At 61.1% G+C, this 17920-nt stretch carries 17 protein-coding genes; 11 read left to right on the top strand and 6 right to left on the bottom strand.

Annotated features, from left to right (window positions below; all coding sequences use genetic code 11):
- Positions 1-58: 58 nt before the first annotated feature.
- Positions 59-1243, bottom strand: coding sequence for an MFS transporter (locus CUR33_RS14395; RefSeq protein ID WP_289240088.1), 1185 nt, complete (start codon positions 1241-1243; stop codon positions 59-61).
- 367 nt (positions 1244-1610) lie between these two features.
- On the opposite strand from CUR33_RS14395, the gene CUR33_RS14390 reads away from it, so the two are divergent.
- Together CUR33_RS14390 and CUR33_RS14385 are read left to right on the top strand one after the other, a co-directional pair.
- Entirely contained in the window at positions 1611-2321 is a 711-nt protein-coding gene (locus CUR33_RS14390; protein WP_289240087.1) for a 4'-phosphopantetheinyl transferase family protein, read from the top strand.
- A 72-nt stretch (positions 2322-2393) separates the two neighbouring features.
- On the top strand, positions 2394-3683 hold the full coding sequence (locus CUR33_RS14385; RefSeq protein WP_289240086.1) for a M18 family aminopeptidase: 1290 nt from the start codon (positions 2394-2396) through the stop codon (positions 3681-3683).
- A 71-nt stretch (positions 3684-3754) separates the two neighbouring features.
- Here the strand turns inward: CUR33_RS14385 and CUR33_RS14380 are convergent, their stop codons facing one another.
- Complete coding sequence (locus tag CUR33_RS14380) at positions 3755-4471, bottom strand: UTRA domain-containing protein (protein WP_160087426.1); 717 nt, start codon at positions 4469-4471, stop codon at positions 3755-3757.
- A 342-nt stretch (positions 4472-4813) separates the two neighbouring features.
- On the opposite strand from CUR33_RS14380, the gene CUR33_RS14375 reads away from it, so the two are divergent.
- From CUR33_RS14375 to zapE, 7 genes are all read left to right on the top strand, one after another.
- Positions 4814-5872, top strand: a complete 1059-nt coding sequence (locus tag CUR33_RS14375; protein ID WP_160087428.1) for an ABC transporter substrate-binding protein — start codon at positions 4814-4816, stop codon at positions 5870-5872.
- Between the two features lie 56 nt (positions 5873-5928).
- Positions 5929-6735 (top strand): alkaline phosphatase family protein, encoded by an 807-nt coding sequence (locus CUR33_RS14370; RefSeq protein WP_289240085.1) that lies wholly within the window; start codon positions 5929-5931, stop codon positions 6733-6735.
- Complete coding sequence (locus CUR33_RS14365) at positions 6735-7574, top strand: ABC transporter permease (RefSeq protein WP_167354468.1); 840 nt, start codon at positions 6735-6737, stop codon at positions 7572-7574. Before CUR33_RS14370 ends, CUR33_RS14365 begins: the two co-directional genes overlap by 1 nt.
- Positions 7561-8355, top strand: coding sequence for an ABC transporter permease (locus CUR33_RS14360; RefSeq protein ID WP_090387003.1), 795 nt, complete (start codon positions 7561-7563; stop codon positions 8353-8355). The genes CUR33_RS14365 and CUR33_RS14360 overlap by 14 nt, the downstream gene beginning before the upstream one ends.
- Positions 8352-9341, top strand: a complete 990-nt coding sequence (locus CUR33_RS14355; RefSeq protein WP_289240084.1) for an ABC transporter ATP-binding protein — start codon at positions 8352-8354, stop codon at positions 9339-9341. Before CUR33_RS14360 ends, CUR33_RS14355 begins: the two co-directional genes overlap by 4 nt.
- Positions 9341-9994: an HAD family hydrolase gene (locus CUR33_RS14350; RefSeq protein ID WP_289240083.1), complete on the top strand. Its 654-nt coding sequence runs from the start codon at positions 9341-9343 to the stop codon at positions 9992-9994. The genes CUR33_RS14355 and CUR33_RS14350 overlap by 1 nt, the downstream gene beginning before the upstream one ends.
- Positions 9995-10068: 74 nt before the next feature.
- Entirely contained in the window at positions 10069-11190 is a 1122-nt protein-coding gene (gene zapE / locus CUR33_RS14345) for a cell division protein ZapE (RefSeq protein ID WP_289240082.1), read from the top strand.
- Here the strand turns inward: zapE and lpdA are convergent.
- Positions 11187-12587, bottom strand: coding sequence for a dihydrolipoyl dehydrogenase (gene lpdA, locus CUR33_RS14340; protein WP_289240081.1), 1401 nt, complete (start codon positions 12585-12587; stop codon positions 11187-11189). The two genes, zapE and lpdA, sit on opposite strands and share 4 nt — an antisense overlap.
- 25 nt (positions 12588-12612) lie before the next feature.
- Complete coding sequence (locus CUR33_RS14335) at positions 12613-13821, bottom strand: MFS transporter (protein ID WP_289240080.1); 1209 nt, start codon at positions 13819-13821, stop codon at positions 12613-12615.
- Positions 13822-13940: 119 nt separating this feature from the next.
- Between CUR33_RS14335 and CUR33_RS14330 the strand changes: the two genes are divergently transcribed.
- Positions 13941-14522, top strand: a complete 582-nt coding sequence (locus CUR33_RS14330) for a PaaI family thioesterase (protein ID WP_289240079.1) — start codon at positions 13941-13943, stop codon at positions 14520-14522.
- A 39-nt stretch (positions 14523-14561) separates the two neighbouring features.
- Positions 14562-15140 (top strand): TetR/AcrR family transcriptional regulator, encoded by a 579-nt coding sequence (locus CUR33_RS14325; RefSeq protein ID WP_289240078.1) that lies wholly within the window; start codon positions 14562-14564, stop codon positions 15138-15140.
- Between the two features lie 74 nt (positions 15141-15214).
- Here the strand turns inward: CUR33_RS14325 and CUR33_RS14320 are convergent, their stop codons facing one another.
- Complete coding sequence (locus CUR33_RS14320; RefSeq protein ID WP_289240077.1) at positions 15215-16009, bottom strand: SDR family NAD(P)-dependent oxidoreductase; 795 nt, start codon at positions 16007-16009, stop codon at positions 15215-15217.
- Between the two features lie 243 nt (positions 16010-16252).
- On the bottom strand, positions 16253-17806 hold the full coding sequence (gene ahpF, locus CUR33_RS14315) for an alkyl hydroperoxide reductase subunit F (RefSeq protein ID WP_090252989.1): 1554 nt from the start codon (positions 17804-17806) through the stop codon (positions 16253-16255).
- Between the last annotated feature and the right edge of the window lie 114 nt (positions 17807-17920).

Below are 17920 nucleotides of genomic sequence, written 5' to 3'. Positions count from 1 at the left end.
TGCCTACCCCAAGCTGAACGCCCACTGAACCCTTGCTGAACAAACGCTGAACGCCCTCTTACAACTTGCGTGCACTGACTCCCGCAGCGACAAACAAAGCCGCCAGCACAGCCAACATCGGCAGCCAGCCGGCGTGCTCCCAGATATACCCAGCGGCGTAGCCAATCACACTGGAACCCAGATAGTAGGCGCACAGGTACAACGCCGAAGCCTGCGCCTTGGCGCCGTTCGCGCGCTGCCCCACCTGCCCGCTGGCCACCGCATGGGCGGCAAAAAAGCCCAGGGTGAACAAGGCCAGGCCCGCCACCGCCGCGCTTAGCCAGGGCGTGGCACAGAGCGCCACACCCAGCAGCATGATGGCGATACCGCCCTGCATCACCTGGCGTGCGCCCAAGCGTGGCACCAGTCGCCCCGCCCAACCGGCGCTGACGATGCCCAGCAGATAGACCGTAAACAGCAGGCCGATCAGGCTGGACGACAGGTTGAACGGCGCAGCCGCCAAGCGAAAGCCGACATAGTTGAACAGCGCGACAAAGCCGCCCATCAATAGAAATGCCAGCAGAAACAGGCGGCGCAATTCACCGTTGCCCAGGTGCAGCGCAAAGTTGCGCAGCAGGCCACGTAGCGACAGCGACTGCGCGGTGAAATGCCGTGACGGCGGCAGCAGCCAGACAAACAGCCCCAGCGCCAACAAGCCCATGCCGGCAATCCCGGCCAGGGCCAACGGCCAGCCGCCGAGATCACTGAGCAGGCCGGCTAGCAAACGCCCAAGCAAACCACCTAAAGCGGTGCCGCCGATATACAGCCCCATCGCCGCCGGCAGTGCCTCGGGGTCGAACTCCTCGCCGACATAGGCCATGGCCAGTGCTGGCAATCCGCTCAGGGCCAGGCCAAGCAAGGCGCGCAGCCAGAGCAGATGATCCCAGCTATCGACCAGCGCGCAGGCGATCCCCAGCAAGGAAGCCAAGCCCAGAGCCGCCACCATCACCGGCTTGCGGCCCCAGCTCTCGGCCAGCGCGCCGGATACCAGCAGACAGATGGCCAGGCTCAGGGTGGTCAGCGATAAGGCCAGGCTACTGCCCGCCGCCGACACGGAAAAATGCGCGGCCAGCAGCGGCAACAACGGCTGCACGCAGTAGAGCAAGGCAAAGGTGGCAAACCCGGCACAGAACAGCGCCAGGGTCGCGCGCCGGTAGGCGGCAGTGCCGCGCATCAGGTGCGCAGAGGAATTGGCAGCAGGCATCGGCAGGCTCACAGAAGGGCTCTAAATCAGCCGTCCTGGCAGATTAGCACGCAGCCAGCCGGGCTGATTTTGCGCACCGTGCATAGCCGTTGTGCTTAATGCGATTAGTACAACGCCTGCCCAGTGACAAACGCAGCGCAAAAAAAACGGGAGCCCAAACGGGCTCCCGTACTCATTCTCAGAGAAATGCCGGAACAAGCCTCACGCCTGCGCCAGCTACAACCTCACCTGCGTCCCCGAAGAAACGCATGCCGCAGTGTGGCAAAAAAGCCTCGGCAACTCCGTTTAGCTTTGTTGCGGCTTTGCAAAGAAATGTAAACGCCCGCGCCGGCTGGCCGTACAAACCGCCGCGCGGCAGAATAGACCGATGAATACAGCCTACTTGCCATCCTGCTGCAGCCCGCTGAATGACCACTGGCCACTGCCGCATGCGCTGCCGGCGGTGCAGCTGATCAGCACACGCTTTAGCCCCGAGCTGCTGGATGCAGAGGATTTCAGCCGCTGCGCCGTCGAGCCGGTGCGCGGCGTGGCCAAACGGCAGACCGAATACCTGGCCGGTCGGCTGTGTGCGCGTGAGGCCTTGATGCGTTTGACGGGCATTTCCGCCACGCCGGCCTGCGGTGAAGACCGTGCGCCGCAGTGGCCACTGGGCATGGTCGGTTCGATCACCCACGGCAGCGGCTGGGCCGGCGCCGTGGTGGGTAACAGCACGGATTGGCGCGGCCTGGGTCTGGACATCGAGCAGATCATGCCAGCCAGTCGCGCCGAACGCTTGGCAGCGGAAATCCTGACGCCCTCCGAGCTGTTCCGTCTGGAAACCTTACCGAGCGAACAGCGCGCCCAACGCATCAGCCTGACTTTTTCGCTCAAGGAAAGCCTGTTCAAGGCGCTCTACCCGCAGGTGCTGCAGCACTTCTACTTTCAGGATGCCGAGCTGCTCAGCATCGACGCCGACAATAACGTGCGTATGCGTCTGCTGATTGACCTGCATGCGAACTGGCCCGCTGGCAGTGAGCTGGCAGGCCAATTCGCCGAGTTCGACGGTTATCTGCTGAGCCTGGTCAGCATCCCGCGTTGATCTGTCGAGCGCGGCAGCCCAAAGCGCTAGGCAAATCCGCTAAACTCGGCCGATTGCCGTCTGGAGTGCCCTATGCGCGAAGATTTGAATCAAGGCCTGATTGAGTTCCTCAAGGCCTCGCCAACCCCTTTTCATGCCACCGCCAGCCTGGCTCAACGCCTTGAAGCGGCCGGTTTTCAGCACCTGGACGAGCGCGCCAGCTGGAACACCGAGGCCGGCGGCCGCTACTACGTGACGCGCAACGACTCCTCGATCATCGCCTTCAAGCTAGGCAAGCGCGCGCCACTGGAAGGCGGTATCCGCTTGGTCGGCGCACACACTGACAGCCCGTGCCTGCGGGTCAAGCCGCAACCAGAACTGCAGAAGCAGGGTTTTTTCCAGCTCGGCGTTGAGGTGTATGGCGGTGCCTTGCTGGCGCCCTGGTTCGACCGCGACCTGTCGTTGGCCGGTCGTGTCACGTACCGCCGCGATGGCAAGGTGGAAAGCCAGCTGATCGACTTCCAATGCCCGATTGCCGTGATTCCCAACCTGGCCATTCACCTCAACCGTGAAGCCAATCAGGGCTGGGCAATCAACCCGCAGATCGAGCTGCCGCCAATCCTCGCGCAGCTATCCGGCGATGAACCGGCGGATTTCCGCGCGCTGATCACCGATCAACTGGCCCGCGAACACGACTTCAGCGCCGATGCGGTGCTCGATTACGAGCTGAGCTTCTACGACACCCAGAGCGCTGCGGTGATTGGCCTGAATGGCGACTTTATCGCCGGCGCGCGACTGGACAACCTGCTGTCTTGCTACGCCGGGCTGCAGGCGCTGCTGGCGGCGCCGGATGAAGAAAGTTGCGTGCTGGTGTGTACCGACCACGAGGAAGTCGGTTCCTGCTCGGCCTGCGGCGCCGATGGCCCGATGCTCGAACAGGTGCTGCGCCGCGTGCTGCCGGACGGTGATGCCTTTGTGCGCACCATCCAGCGCTCGCTGCTGGTCTCGGCCGACAACGCCCACGGCGTACACCCCAACTATGCCGACAAACATGACGCTAACCACGGCCCCAAGCTCAACGCCGGCCCGGTGATCAAGATCAACAGCAACCAGCGCTACGCCACCAACAGCGAAACCGCCGGGTTCTTCCGTCATCTATGTCTGGAAAATGAAGTGCCGGTGCAGAGTTTCGTCACCCGCAGCGACATGGGTTGCGGCTCGACCATCGGCCCGATCACCGCCAGCCAGTTGGGCGTACGCACCGTGGATATCGGCCTGCCGACCTTCGCCATGCACTCGATCCGCGAACTGGCCGGCAGCCATGACCTGGCGCATTTGGTGAAAGTGCTGACGGCGTTTTACGCCAGCGCTGAGCTGCCGTGACGCTCATTATCTAAAAGCTCACGATATTGTAGGGTGGATGAAAAAGCGCCATCCGCCCTACGCTGTTACCGTCACTCCGGCACCTCGACGCTCACATGCAGAGCGTCGTGGCGCCAGAACTCCAGATCGCAATCAATCAGTCGGCCATGCTGGTCGCGGTTGATGCGCACAATGCGCAGCGCCGGGCTGCCCACCGCTACTTTCAATGCCGATGCGGCTTCGCTATGCAACGCTGTGGGCACCATATCAAACCGCACCCGGCCGTAATGAATGCCGTATTCGCTGGCGTACAACTCAGTCAGTGAGCGGGTCAGGTCGAAATCCAGAATGCCGGCGAAGTAATTCGGATTGAGGTAGTGCTCGACATACAGCACCAAACGGCCGTCAATCCGTCGGGCGCGGCGGATCTGGTAGACGCTGGAGAGTGCCGGCAAAGCCAGTAGCTGGCAAATCTCGGCGCTGGCCGGAATCAGTTTGGCGCTAAGCACTTCGGTGGCCGGCACCCGGCCCTGCTCGCCGACCATCGCATGGAAGTGACTGCGCACCAACGGGTTATAGGCCACGCGCGGCGGCGAAACAAACCAGCCGCGGCGCTCCTCGCGGTAGATCAGCCCCTGAGCCTCCAGCTGGCCCAGCGCCTCGCGCAGAGTAATGCGCGTGGTATCGAATACCTCGCTGAGCTTACGCTCGGCCGGCAACTGACTTCCCGACGGCAACAGGCCGTGTTCGATCTGCTCTTCCAATGCCCGGCATATAGCTGTGACTGCCCGCGGCGCTTCATCGCGCATCAAGACCTCCAAAATTGGACTAGTCCAGCCCCATTTCGGGGCATCAACATGTGAATGCAGCAGTAAAAACCATGTTTCAAGTTTAAGCAGTCTTGATGACCACGCCATGACAACTTTCTTTCAGCGCCAGTAAAAGCTGACAAAACTTGGGCTGCAGGCCATACATGACTGAATTTATTCATGGTCTACGCTAGTGGTGCGCCAGTTTGTGCAACCCGGCTCGAGCCGGTAAATGACCAACGTACATAAAACTGTCATTTAACAAGCCTAAATTGGCCTGGGTCTTGCTGATCTAGACCAGAACTTTTCACTGCACGCACTTCAATCGCAAAGGAGTTTCCAATGAAACAACTGCTGCTGGCTTCACTGATGGGCTCAGCCATCGCCCTGGCCACCTCGGCCATGGCTGCTGAAACGGACTTGCAAGCACTGGAAAAGGCCGCGCGCGCTGAGGGCGCGGTGAACAGTGTGGGTATGCCGGACAGCTGGGCCAACTGGAAAGACACCTGGGCCGACCTGAACAAACTGTATGGCTTGAAGCATATGGATACCGACATGAGCTCGGCCCAGGAAATTGCCAAGTTCGCCGCTGAAAAAGACAACGCCACCGCCGATATCGGTGACGTCGGCGCAGCCTTTGGCCCCATCGCCGTGCAGCAGGGTGTTACCCAACCCTACAAGCCAAGCACCTGGGAACAGATTCCAACCTGGGCCAAGGACGCTGACGGCCACTGGATGCTCGCCTACACCGGCTCCATCGCTTTTATCGTCAACAAGCAGCTGGTCAAGGATATCCCGCGTTCCTGGGCTGACCTGAAAAAGGGCACCTACAAAGTTTCTGCCGGTGATGTCAGCACCGCCGCACAAGCCGTAAACGGCGTACTGGCTGCCGCCATCGCCATGGGCGGTAATGAAAGCAACGTGCAACCGGCGCTGGATTTCTACGGCGAGCTGGCCAAACAAGGCCGTCTGTCGCTGGCCAACCCAACCATCCAGACCCTGGAAAAAGGCGAAGTAGAAGTGGGCGTGGTATGGGACTTCAACGGCCTGAGCTACCGCGACCAGATCGACCCAAGCCGCTTCGAAGTGCTGATCCCTTCCGATGGTTCGGTGATTTCCGGCTACAGCACCATCATCAACAAGTGGGCGAAAAACCCCAACGCGGCCAAACTGGCGCGTGAGTACATCTTGAGCGACGCCGGCCAGATCAACCTGGCAAAAGGCAACGCCCGCCCTATCCGCGCCGAGCACTTGACCCTGCCAGCCGAAGTACAAGCAAAGCTGCTGCCGCAGGAGCAATACGCCAAGGTTCAGCCGATCAAGGATGCTGCTGCCTGGGAAGCCACTTCCAAAGCACTGCCGCGTCTGTGGCAGGAACACGTCATCATCAATATGAACTAATGCAATCTGGCCCCGGATACACTCCGGGGCCGATTCGGTTGCTAAGGCTTTCAATCATGTCGCACAACGTCATCCTCGTGGTTCTGGATGGCTTGAGCTATCAGGTGGCTCAGCACGCGCTGGGGCATCTGCAGGCTTACTGCCAGGCTGGACGCGCCGCGCTGTACAAGCTCGACTGTGAACTCCCGGCCCTGTCACGCCCGCTGTATGAAGCGATTCTGACCGGTGTTGCGCCCATCGACAGCGGCATCGTCAATAACGATGTCTCGCGCCTGTCGACCCAGCGCAGCATGTTCCACTACGCCCGCGACGCTGGGCTGATTACCGCTGCAGCGGCCTATCACTGGGTCAGCGAGCTGTATAACCGCTCGCCATTCCAAGCAGCGCGCGACCGTCACACGACAGACGCCAACCTGCCGATTCAGTACGGCCACTTCTACTACGCCGATCATTACCCGGATTCGCACCTATTTGCCGATGCGGAAAGTCTACGCCTGCGCCATGCGCCCAACCTGCTGCTGGTGCACCCAATGAATATCGACGACGCCGGCCACAAGCACGGCCTCGACAGCGCGCAGTACCGTAACAGCGCGCGCATGGCCGATGTGTTGTTGGCCGAATATATTCAGCCCTGGCTCGATGCCGGCTACCAGATTCTGGTGACCGCCGACCACGGCATGAACAACGATCGCAGCCACAACGGCCTGCTGCCGGAAGAACGCGAAGTGCCGCTGCTGGTACTTGGCAGCGCCTTCAGCCTCAACCCCAACGCCCAGCCGAAACAGCTGGAGTTGTGCGGCACGGTCTGCGAGCTGCTCGGCGTGGCCCACGACAAACCTGTCTGCCGGGAGCTTCTCGCATGATGTCTGCCCTGCGCGGCAAATGGCTGGCGCTGCTGTGCCTGCTGCCTTTTGCCCTGTTTTTTATCGCCTTTCAGATCGCCCCGCTGCTCTGGGTGGCCAGTAACAGCCTGCAAACGACTGAAGGCTGGGGCCTGGGCAATTTCCAGCAGGCCTTCTCCTCACCGTTCTACCGCCAGGCGATGCGTCACAGCCTGGAAGTGGCGTTCTGGTCGAGCCTGATCGGCATCAGCATTGCCATTCTCGGCAGCTACTCGCTGCGGCAAGTCGACAGCAAGCTGCGCGACTTCGTCATGGCGTTTTCCAACATGACCAGCAACTTCTCCGGGGTGCCGCTGGCCTTCGCCTTTATCATCCTGTTGGGGTTTAACGGCGCACTGACCATCCTGCTCAAGCAGGCGGGGATCATCGAGGATTTCAACCTCTACTCGAAAACCGGCCTGATCGTGCTGTACACCTACTTCCAGATTCCTCTGGGTGTGCTGTTGCTCTACCCAGCCTTCGACGCCTTACGTGAAGACTGGCGCGAATCGGCTGAATTGCTCGGCGCAAGTAACTGGCAGTTCTGGCGGCATATCGGCTTGCCCGTTTTGACCCCCGCGCTGCTCGGCACCTTTGTGATTCTGCTGGCAAACGCCCTAGGCGCATACGCCACGGTGTATGCGCTGACCACTGGCAACTTCAATATCCTGCCGATTCGGATTGCCGCCATGGTTTCCGGCGACATCTTCCTCGACCCGAATATGGCCAGTGCCCTGGCGATGATTCTGGTTGGCCTGATGACCCTGATCACCATCGTTCACCAATGGCTGCTGCGCCGGAGCTACCATGTCCCACGCTGAAAAACGCTCACCGCTGTTCCACCAGCTGGTGGTCTACAGCCTGCTGCTGATCCTTTTGCTGCCGCTGCTCGGCACCCTGCTCTACTCGTTCTCCACCAGTTGGTCGGCCAGCGTGCTGCCCAGCGGTCTGACCTTCAAGTGGTACCTGGCGCTGTGGAGCGATGCACGCTTCCTCGCTGCGTTTGGCCGCTCGCTGCTGGTCTGCCTGGCGGCGCTAGCGCTGTCGCTGGTGCTGATTCTGCCGCTGCTGTTTGTGGTCAGTTATCACTTCCCCAAGCTCGATGCGGTAATGAACGTGCTGATCCTGCTGCCGTTCGCCATCCCGCCGGTGGTGTCCTCGGTCGGTCTGATGCAGCTATTCGCCGGCGGCCCACTGCCGATCCTCGGTACGCCGTGGATTCTGATTGGCTGCTTCTTCACTATCGCCCTGCCGTTTATGTACCGAGCCATCAGTAACAACCTGCAGGCGATCAACCTGCGCGACCTGATGGACGCCGCCCACCTGCTCGGTGCCAGCACCTGGCGCGCGGCCTTTATGGTGGTGCTGCCTAATCTGCGCAAGGGCTTGATGGTCTCGGTGTTTCTCTCCTTCAGCTTCCTGTTTGGTGAGTTTGTGTTCGCCAACCTGCTGGTCGGCAGCCGCTATGAAACCCTGCAGGTGTACCTCTACAACATGCGCAACGACAGTGGTCACTTCACCAGTGCGTTGGTGATTTCCTACTTCATGTTCGTGCTGCTGATGACCTGGGCGGCCAACCGCCTGAATAAGGACAAGTCATGAGTTATCTGAGTATTCAAGGCCTGCACAAGCGCTACGGCGATACCGCAATCTTCAGCGATATCAACTGCGAGATCGCCAAGGGCGAATTCATCACCCTGCTCGGCCCCTCTGGCTGCGGCAAATCCACCCTGCTGCGCTGCATCGCCGGTCTAACCGGAGTGAATGGCGGGCAGATTCTGCTCGACGGTGAGGACCTGGTGCCCGTTGCCCCGCAAAAGCGCGGCATCGGTATGGTGTTCCAGAGCTACGCGCTGTTCCCCAATATGACCGTGCAACAGAACGTTGCCTTTGGCCTGCGCATGCAGAAGGTCAAGGGCAGCGAAGCCGAGCAGCGGGTCAAGGAAGTGCTGGAGCTGGTTGAGCTGAATGACTTCGCCGGCCGTTACCCGCAGCAACTGTCCGGTGGCCAGTGCCAACGCGTGGCTCTGGCCCGTTCGCTGGTCACCCGCCCACGCCTGCTGCTGCTCGATGAGCCGCTGTCGGCGCTGGACGCGCGGATTCGCAAGCACCTGCGCGAGCAGATCCGCAGCATCCAGCAGGAGCTGGGCCTGACCACCATCTTCGTCACCCATGACCAGGAAGAGGCACTGGTCATGAGCGACCGTATCTTCCTGATGAACGCTGGCAAGATCGTCCAGAGCGGCGACGCGGAAACCCTCTACACCGCCCCCGCCGATGCCTTTGCCGCCGGGTTTATCGGCAACTACAACCTGCTCGACGCCGATACCGCCAGCCGCCTGCTGCTGCGCCCGATCAACAGCCGCGTGGCAATTCGCCCGGAGGCCATCCAGATTGGCGCCCAGGGCAACATCGAAGGGCAAATCCGCAGCCATCGTCTGCTCGGCAACGTGATCCGTTACCGCATCGAGGCGCGCGGCGTCGAACTGCTAGTGGACGTGCTCAACCGCTCACCGGCAGACCTGCACGCCAGCGGGCAACGCATCAACCTGAACATTGAAGACAACGCAATCTGTGAGGTGGCCTGATGGCCCTGGCAATTTTCGACCTGGACGAAACCCTGATCGGCGGCGACTGCGCCAGCCTGTGGACCCAGGAAATGGTCAAGCTCGGCTGGGCCGACGCCGACAGTTTTATCGCCCATGAGCAGGAGCTGATGCGCCAATACGCCGCCGGCAGCCTGGCCATGGAAGACTATATGGCCTTTACCCTGTCGCCCTTGGTGGGCCGCACACCGGAAGAAGTCGCCCACGTGGTGGAGCCCTTTGTCGAAGACGTGATCGAGCCGATTTTCTACAGCGACGCCACCCGCTGCCTGGCCAACCACCGCGCCGCCGGTGACCGGGTGCTGGTGATTTCCGCCTCGGCACATTTTCTGGTCAGCGCCGTCGCCGCACGTTTGAAGATCGAAGAAGTACTGGCCATCGACCTGGAAGTTCAGCACGGCCACTACAGCGGCCGTACCCAGGGCGTCATGACCTACCGCGAAGGTAAGGTCACGCGCCTGCGTGATTGGCTGCAAGAGCACGGTGAAGTCCTCGACGGCGCTTACTTCTACTCCGACTCACGCAACGACCTGCCACTGCTGCAGGTGGTCGACAAGCCCTATGTGGTCAACCCCGACCCCACTCTGCTTGCGCACGCCCAGCAGGCCGGTTGGCCGATACTTAACTGGCGCTGATTGAGCGCTGGATGTGGCGCGTAGGCCTGTCTACAGGCTATAACGCGTCACTTCATCGTCATACGCCTGATTTCATGCCCAGCAATTCACCCCTCGTCGCCTATCAGCAGGCCATCGACTGTGATGGCTTTCAATCCGATCCAGCACAGTGGCAGGCCGCTCAAGCCTTGCACGATTGCTATCAGGCGTTGCACCAAGACGAACCCTTGGCGTCAATCAACGGGGTGTATCTGTGGGGGCCGGTGGGCCGTGGCAAGACCTGGCTGATGGACAGCTTTTACAAAGGCCTGAAAGTCCCGGCGCGGCGTCAGCACTTCCACCACTTTATGCGTTGGGTGCATAGGCGCCTGTTTCAACTCACTGGCACGCCTGACCCATTGCAGGCGCTGGCCGTGGAGCTGAGCCGCGAGGTGCGCGTGCTGTGTTTCGACGAGCTGTTTGTCAGCGATATCGGCGATGCGATCATTCTCGGCCGCCTGTTTCAGGTGATGTTCGAACAGGGCATGGTGCTGGTGGCCACTTCCAACCAGCCACCTGAACTGCTGTATGCCGAAGGCTTTAATCGTGAGCGCTTTCTGCCTGCGGTGGCCGCCTTGCAACGGCATATGCAAGTAGTGAGCATCAACGGCGAGGAAGACCATCGCCTGCACCCAGGTATCGCGCATACCCGTTACTGGGTCGCCACGCCTGGGTTGCCCAGTGTGCTCAGCCGGACCTTCAGTCAGTTGGCCGCAGGTAGGCCCAGCAGCGATCAACCCCTCACGCTCGGCAACCGCAGCGTAGAGACCCTGCGCCACTGCGACGGCGTGCTCTGGTGCCGCTTTGCCGATCTCTGCGAGCAGCCCTTGGCCGCGCCGGACTTTATCGCCCTGTGCGACCGCTTCCAGGCCATTCTGCTTAGCGAAGTGCCCAACCTGAGCAGCCCGCAACGCGCGGCGAAGATCGCCCGTGGCACCGAAGATGGCGTCGAACGGGTGCAGGCCGGTGATCGGCAGCTGCCCGCTCTGTCGGTCAAGGATGACAGCGTGCGGCGCTTTATTGCCCTGGTGGATGAGTGCTACGACCGCAAGGTGCCGCTGTACCTCGAGGCCCAGGTGCCGCTCGCCGAACTCTATATCGAGGGCTACCTGAGCTTCGCCTTTCGCCGCACCCTGAGCCGCTTGCAGGAGATGCAGTTACAGCGCTTTGGCGCTTAAGCCTGCATGGCCCAACCATGCACACTCATCGCCGCCTGGCGTAGCGCTTCCGAACGCGTTGGGTGCGGATGGCAGATCAGCGCAATATCTTCGGCCGAAGCGCTGAACTCCAAGGCCACACAGTACTCGCCGATCAGTTCGCCGGCGCTGGGGCCGATGATATGCACGCCGAGAATCTGATCGGTGCGCTCATCGGCCAGCACTTTGACGAAGCCTTCGGCCTCATGATTGATCTTCGCCCGGCTGTTGGCGGTAAAGGGAAACTTGCCGACCTTGTAAGCCCGCCCCTCGGCCTTCAGCTGCTCCTCGGTCTTACCCACGGTGGCGACTTCCGGTTTGGTGTAGATCACCCCGGGAATCGCCTCGTAATTGACCTCGGCAGCATGCCCGGCGATTCGCTCGATACAGGCGATGGCTTCATCTTCGGCCTTGTGTGCAAGCATCGGCCCGGAGGTCACGTCGCCAATAATCCAGATACCCGGCACGCTACTGCGGTGCTGCTGATTCTCCAGCATGCCGCGCTTGTCGGTGGCGAGACCCACGGTTTCCAGCCACAGGCCGGCGGTATAGGGGCGGCGGCCAATGGCGACCAGCACATAGTTAGCCTGTAGTTGCTCGACCGCGCCGCCAGCAGCCGGCTGCAGGTCAAGGATCACACCGTTGGCCGTGGCCTTGGCGGCGCTGACCTTGGTTGCTAATTTGAAACTCATGCCCTGCTTGCTCAGGGTGCGCTGCAGGGTTTTCGCCGTTTCGTTATCCAAGCCTGGGCAGATGCGGTCGAGGTACTCCACCACCGTCACTTCGCTGCCCAAACGCCGCCACACCGAACCCAGCTCCAGGCCGATCACCCCGGCGCCGATCACCACCAGGTGCTTGGGCACTTGCGGCAGGGCCAGTGCACCGGTGGAATCGAGGATGCGCTGATTATCAATCGTCACCCCAGGCAACGGCGTCGGCTCCGAGCCGGTGGCGATCACGATGTCCTTGGCCTGCAGCTCGCGCACGCTGCCATCGGCGAGGGTCACCGTGACCTTGCCCGGCCCATTCAAACGGCCCCAGCCCTTGATCCACTCGACCTTGTTCTTGCGAAACAGAAACTCGATGCCCTTGGTCAGCGCCGTTACGCTCTCATCCTTCTGCTTCATCATCTGCGCCAGATTGAGCGTCGGCGTAACCTCGATGCCGAGGTTATTCAGCTCGCCGCTGGTCGCCGCCTCATACAACTCCGAGGCATGCAGCAAGGCCTTCGACGGCATGCAGCCAACATTCAGGCAGGTGCCGCCCAGCGTCTCGCGCCCCTCGATACAGGCGACTCTCAGGCCCAGTTGCCCGGCACGAATGGCGGCGTTATAGCCGCCGGGGCCGCCACCGATGATCAGCACGTCATAGTTGCTCATTGAGTTACTCCTAGGCTGCAGAGGTTTAGCGAACCAGGGCCGCGTTCGCTGCCGGCCGTGGGCGCAGCAGGTGGAAGGCGCAGAACGCCGCGACGGCAAATAAACTGTTCAGCAACACCATAGGCCAAGCCGAGCCATCCGCCAGCAGGCTAAGCAAGACGCCGCTGGAGGTGGCGCCGGCCATTTGCGCAAAGCCCATAAAACCTGCAGCCAGACCGGCGCGGTGGGCATTGGGGATCACTGCGCCAGCCACCGATGCCGGCAGCAACATGCCGCCGCCCAGAGTGACCAACACCTGGGGCAACGACAGGCCGAGCAGCGACAAACCAAACAGCAGATAAATCGCCAATGTGGCCAGGGCGCCGCTCGCCACCAGTGCCGCGCCTATGCTGACGATCTTCTCCGGACCCAGCTGCAAGATGCGCCGCTGGGTAAACAGCGCGCCGGCGATCAGCGCCGAAACAATTGCCGCAAAGGTGATGCCGTATTGCGCCGGGCTCAGCCCGAGCAGGCCGATATACACAGCTGAGGAGCCGGCAATTACCGCGAACATCGCGCCATACGTACAGGCCAGCGTCAGGGCCAGCGCGCGAAACGAGGCGGAGCGCAGCAGATCGGCATAGTTGCCGGCCAAGCTGCTCAGTTGCCCAGCCTGAGGGTCGAGTTGCCGATTGCTTTCACGGTACAGGCCCAACACCGCAGCCACAATGGCAACGCCGATCAGCAGTGCCAAGACAATCGGCGCTTGCCAGCCGCCATACAGCGTCAGCACGCCGCCCAGCATCGGCGACAGGACGATGGCGCAGAGCATGCCAATTACCGTCAGCGCCAATGCCGGCCCAGCCTGCGCCTGCCACACATCGCGGACGATAGCCCGCGCCAGCACCAATGCCGCGCACGCCCCAAGACCCTGCAGCACGCGGGCGGCAATGAATTCGCCCATGCTGCTGGCCAGCAGCATCCACAAGGTGGCGAGCAGATAGACCAGCAACCCGGCGATCAGCACCGGACGCCGGCCGATGCGATCCGACAGCGGGCCGAGCAGCAACTGGCCCAGACCAAAGGCGGCGACGAAAGCCGATAGAGCCAGCAGGCTGCTGCCGGGGCGAGCCGTCATTATCAGCTCGATAACGCCCAGGCTGGGAATGATCAGCTGAGTGGAAATCTCTCCAAGGGCGGTCAGGGCCACCAGAATCAACAGCAGGCTGCGCGACGGCAAGGGATAGCGATGCATGGGCGTGGGTCCTGTGATCACGGGCTGGCGTGGCTCGCCAAACAATAACATTTTGACCATAATATAAATGATTAAATTACGCTTGTAATTTTAACTACCCAGCAGACTAGGCCTGATCCATGAGCATCCCATCACGCGAAGAAAAACTGGCCGAATGGCTCGCCGCTGAACAGGCCATGCGCGCCAGCCTCGGTGCATCCGGCAGCATGAGCCTGGCGCAGGTCAGCGAACTGCTGCCGCAGGAGTTCTTTGACGGCATCGGCCGCGGAGAACTGCCCTCGCCGCCCATCGGCCATCTGCTGGATTTTGTTCCGCTGGAATGGTCATCCGGGCGCTTCGTCTTTCAGGGCACGCCCGATGCGCGCCACTACAACCCGCTGGGCAGCGTGCACGGCGGCTATGCGGCCACCCTGCTCGACTCCTGCATGGGCTGCGCCATCCACACCCAGTTGCAGCGCGGCCAGGGTTACACCACCACCGATCTGCGCATCAGCTACATTCGCGCCCTCAGCACCAAGGTCGGGCCGATCCGCGCCGAAGGCCGCATCGTCCATATCGGCCGCACCACGGCGCTGGCCGAGGGGCGCATTTACGATGTCGACGACCGCCTATACGCCGTCGGCTCAACCACCTGCCTGATTCTCAGCATGCCTGGGACATCGCCTACACCCGGCACTGAAACACCGGGGCGAAGCGAGTAAGATGGCAGGCAACATCTGAAACCAGCGGCCAGGTACTCCATGCGATATTCCGAAGACCACAAAGCCCAGACCCATCAGCGCATCATCGAAGAGGCTGCGCGCCTGTTCCGCCGCGACGGCGTTGGCGCCACCGGCCTGCAGCCGCTGATGAAGACCCTCGGCCTGACCCATGGCGGTTTCTACGCCCACTTCAAATCGAAAGATGAACTGGTGGAAACCGCCTTGCGTCACAGCGCTGACAAGCTGACGGCGATCACCAACGAGATGGCCAACAGCGATAAATCGCTGACCCGCCTGATCAGCGGTTACTTGTCGTCCGCCCACCGTGCCAACCCGGGCGATGGCTGCCCGCTGCCGACTATGTCCGCCGAGCTGGGCCAGCGCGGCGCACCCAGCCCAGTGACCGATGAGCTGATCCGCGACCGCCTGCAAGCCATCGAAGCCGGTCTTAGCGTTGAGCATGCCGATGAGCAGAGCGTGCTGATTCTTAGCGCCATGGTCGGCGCCCTGCTGCTGTCACGCAGCGTAAGCGACCCGGAATTGTCTGACCGGCTGCTGAAAACCACCCGCCGCCTGCTGATCGAACAGAATACCGGCTACGCGGCGCAAACTACCTGATTGCAGAACATCATTGCCCATAGCAAAAGCCCTGACTGTCTCCAGCCAGGGCTTTTTGTGTTGTGGCCAGCGATTTACTTGTAACGTGCAGCGGCGCTGCTGTGGGACAGGTTCGGCGCCAGCTTGCCACGGGCATCGGTAAAGGCCTGCCAGTCAGCCGCATCAGGCAGCGATGGAATGGTGATCAGCTCGCCCTGATCGAAACCGGCCAGCGCCGCATCAACCATTTCGCCGACCTCCATGATCATGCTCGCCGGCAATGCCGAGTCATCCATGCCGCTACGCTCCCAGATCTCGGTGCGGGTAATGCCGGGCAATACAGCCTGCACCTGCAGGCCCTGCGCCTTCACTTCGCCGTTGAGGGTCTGGGTCAGGCTCAGTACATAGGCCTTAGTGGCGCTGTACACGGCATTGAACATTTCCGGAGCCAAGGCCACCACCGAGGCGATATTAATGATTGCTCCGCGCCCAGCGGCGGTGAAATTGGCAGCGGCTGCGGTGGACAGGTGAGTCAGTGAAACCACATTGAGCAGAATCATCCGATCCACGGTGTCGAGATCGGCCTCGGCAAGCTGACCGTTCATGGCCATACCGGCGTTGTTGACCAACGTGCTGATGGTCTTGTCAGTACGCAGGCGCTGGGTAACGGCATGCAGATCAGCCTTGTCAGTCAGGTCGGACTTCAGCGTTTCGATCTTTACCCCGTACTGCTCGGTCAAGCGCACAGACAGTGCCTGCAAGCGCGGCAGATCGCGGGCAACCAACAGCAGGTCGTAACCGCGTTGCGCCAGGCGCTCGGCGTAGGTGGCACCAATGCCTGATGAAGCGCCGGTGATCAATGCAGTGCCTTTCTCGTTATGTGTGCTCATGGTGCGTCTCCTGGCTGTGCGGGGGTAGGTAGTGCGTCTGGAGGTATAGTGCGCCAAATCATATTACACACATAATATAAATATTATATGTCGACCATAATAAAAACTATCGACAGCCATACCGCAAACGCCTGGGACTTAAAAACACCCGAAAGGACCGCTAACCGCCTGGTGGCAGAGCACAAAAAAGCGGACAACCCGCAAAGGTTGTCCGCTCTGGCGCGACCTAGATCGTCGAGCTTGTTAGCTGCGGATCAGGTGATCGAAGGCACTCAGGGAGGCCTTGGCACCCTCGCCCACAGCGATGACAATCTGCTTATACGGCACAGTCGTCACGTCACCGGCAGCAAACACACCCGGGATATTGGTAGCGCCCTTAGCGTCGACGATGATCTCACCGAAACGCGACAACTCGACGCTGCCCTTCAGCCAGTCGGTGTTAGGCAGCAAACCGATCTGCACGAAGATGCCTTCCAGCTCGACGCTGTGCAGCTCTTCGGTGGTGCGATCCTTATAGACCAGCGCATTAACCTTCTGACCATCGCCTTTGACTTCGGTGGTCTGCGCGCTCTTGATCACAGTAACGTTGGGCAGGCTGTAGAGTTTCTTCTGCAGCACGGCGTCTGCACGCAGGGTGTCGGCGAACTCCAGCAGGGTCACGTGAGCCACGATACCGGCGAGGTCAATCGCTGCCTCGACGCCGGAGTTACCACCGCCAATAACTGCAACACGCTTACCCTTGAACAGCGGGCCGTCGCAATGCGGGCAGAAGCACACGCCCTTGGCCTTGTATTCCTGCTCACCAGGCACACCCATCTCGCGCCAGCGCGCGCCGGTGGAGAGAATCAGGGTCTTGGCCTTGAGACTCGCGCCATTGTCGAACTTCACCTCATGCAGGCCGCCTTCGCTGCTCGCAGGAACCAAGGCGCTGGCGCGCTGCAGGTTCATGATGTCGACTTCGTATTCACGCACGTGCTCCTCCAGAGCGCGCACCAGTTTTGGCCCTTCGGTTTCCTTCACCGAGATAAAGTTCTCGATCGACATGGTATCAAGCACCTGACCGCCGAAACGCTCGGCTGCAAGGGCGGTGCGAATACCTTTACGCGCTGCGTAAATAGCTGCTGCAGAACCGGCTGGGCCACCACCGATTACCAGCACGTCGAAGGCTTCCTTGGCGCTCATCTTCTCGGCATCGCGGTTGGCGGAGCCAGTGTCGATCTTGGCGAGGATTTCCTTCACGTCCATGCGACCGGAAGCGAACACTTCGCCGTTCAGGTAGATGCTCGGCACGGCCATCACCTGACGACGCTCGACCTCCTCCTGAAACAGCGCACCGTCGATCGACACGTTGCGGATATTCGGATTGAGCACCGCCATCAGGTTCAGTGCCTGAACCACGTCCGGGCAGTTCTGGCAGGACAGCGAGTAGTAGGTCTCGAACTCGAACGAACCTTCGATGCTCTTGATCTGCTCGATGGTCTCGGCATCCAGCTTGGACGGATGGCCGCCCACCTGCAGCAGCGCCAGTACCAGCGAGGTGAACTCGTGGCCCATGGGAATGCCGGCGAAGGTCAGACCGATGTTTGCGCCTGGACGGTTCAGCGAGAACGACGGACGACGGGCGTCGCTACCATCGGTCTTCAGGGTGATCTTGTCGGTCAGGCCGACGATGGTTTGCAGCAGCTCAAGCAGTTCCTGAGATTTCGCACTGTCATCGAGGGACGCGACGATCTCGAACGGCAGGGTGACCTTTTCCAGGTAGGCCTTCAACTGGGTTTGCAGGTTAGCGTCCAACATGGCGAATAGTCCTCAATGACAAAAATTCTGGGCAATAAAATGCCCGGGCGGATCGCGCCCGGGCATCGGGCACCACTAGGGTCGGGTTGCGACCCTGACAGCGCTAAGTACTCC

This window comes from Pseudomonas sp. FEMGT703P (assembly GCF_002786345.1).
Lineage (GTDB): Bacteria > Pseudomonadota > Gammaproteobacteria > Pseudomonadales > Pseudomonadaceae > Aquipseudomonas > Aquipseudomonas peli.
The sequence above is the reverse complement of the archived record's forward strand: the minus strand, read 5'-3'. Positions and strand labels throughout refer to the sequence as shown.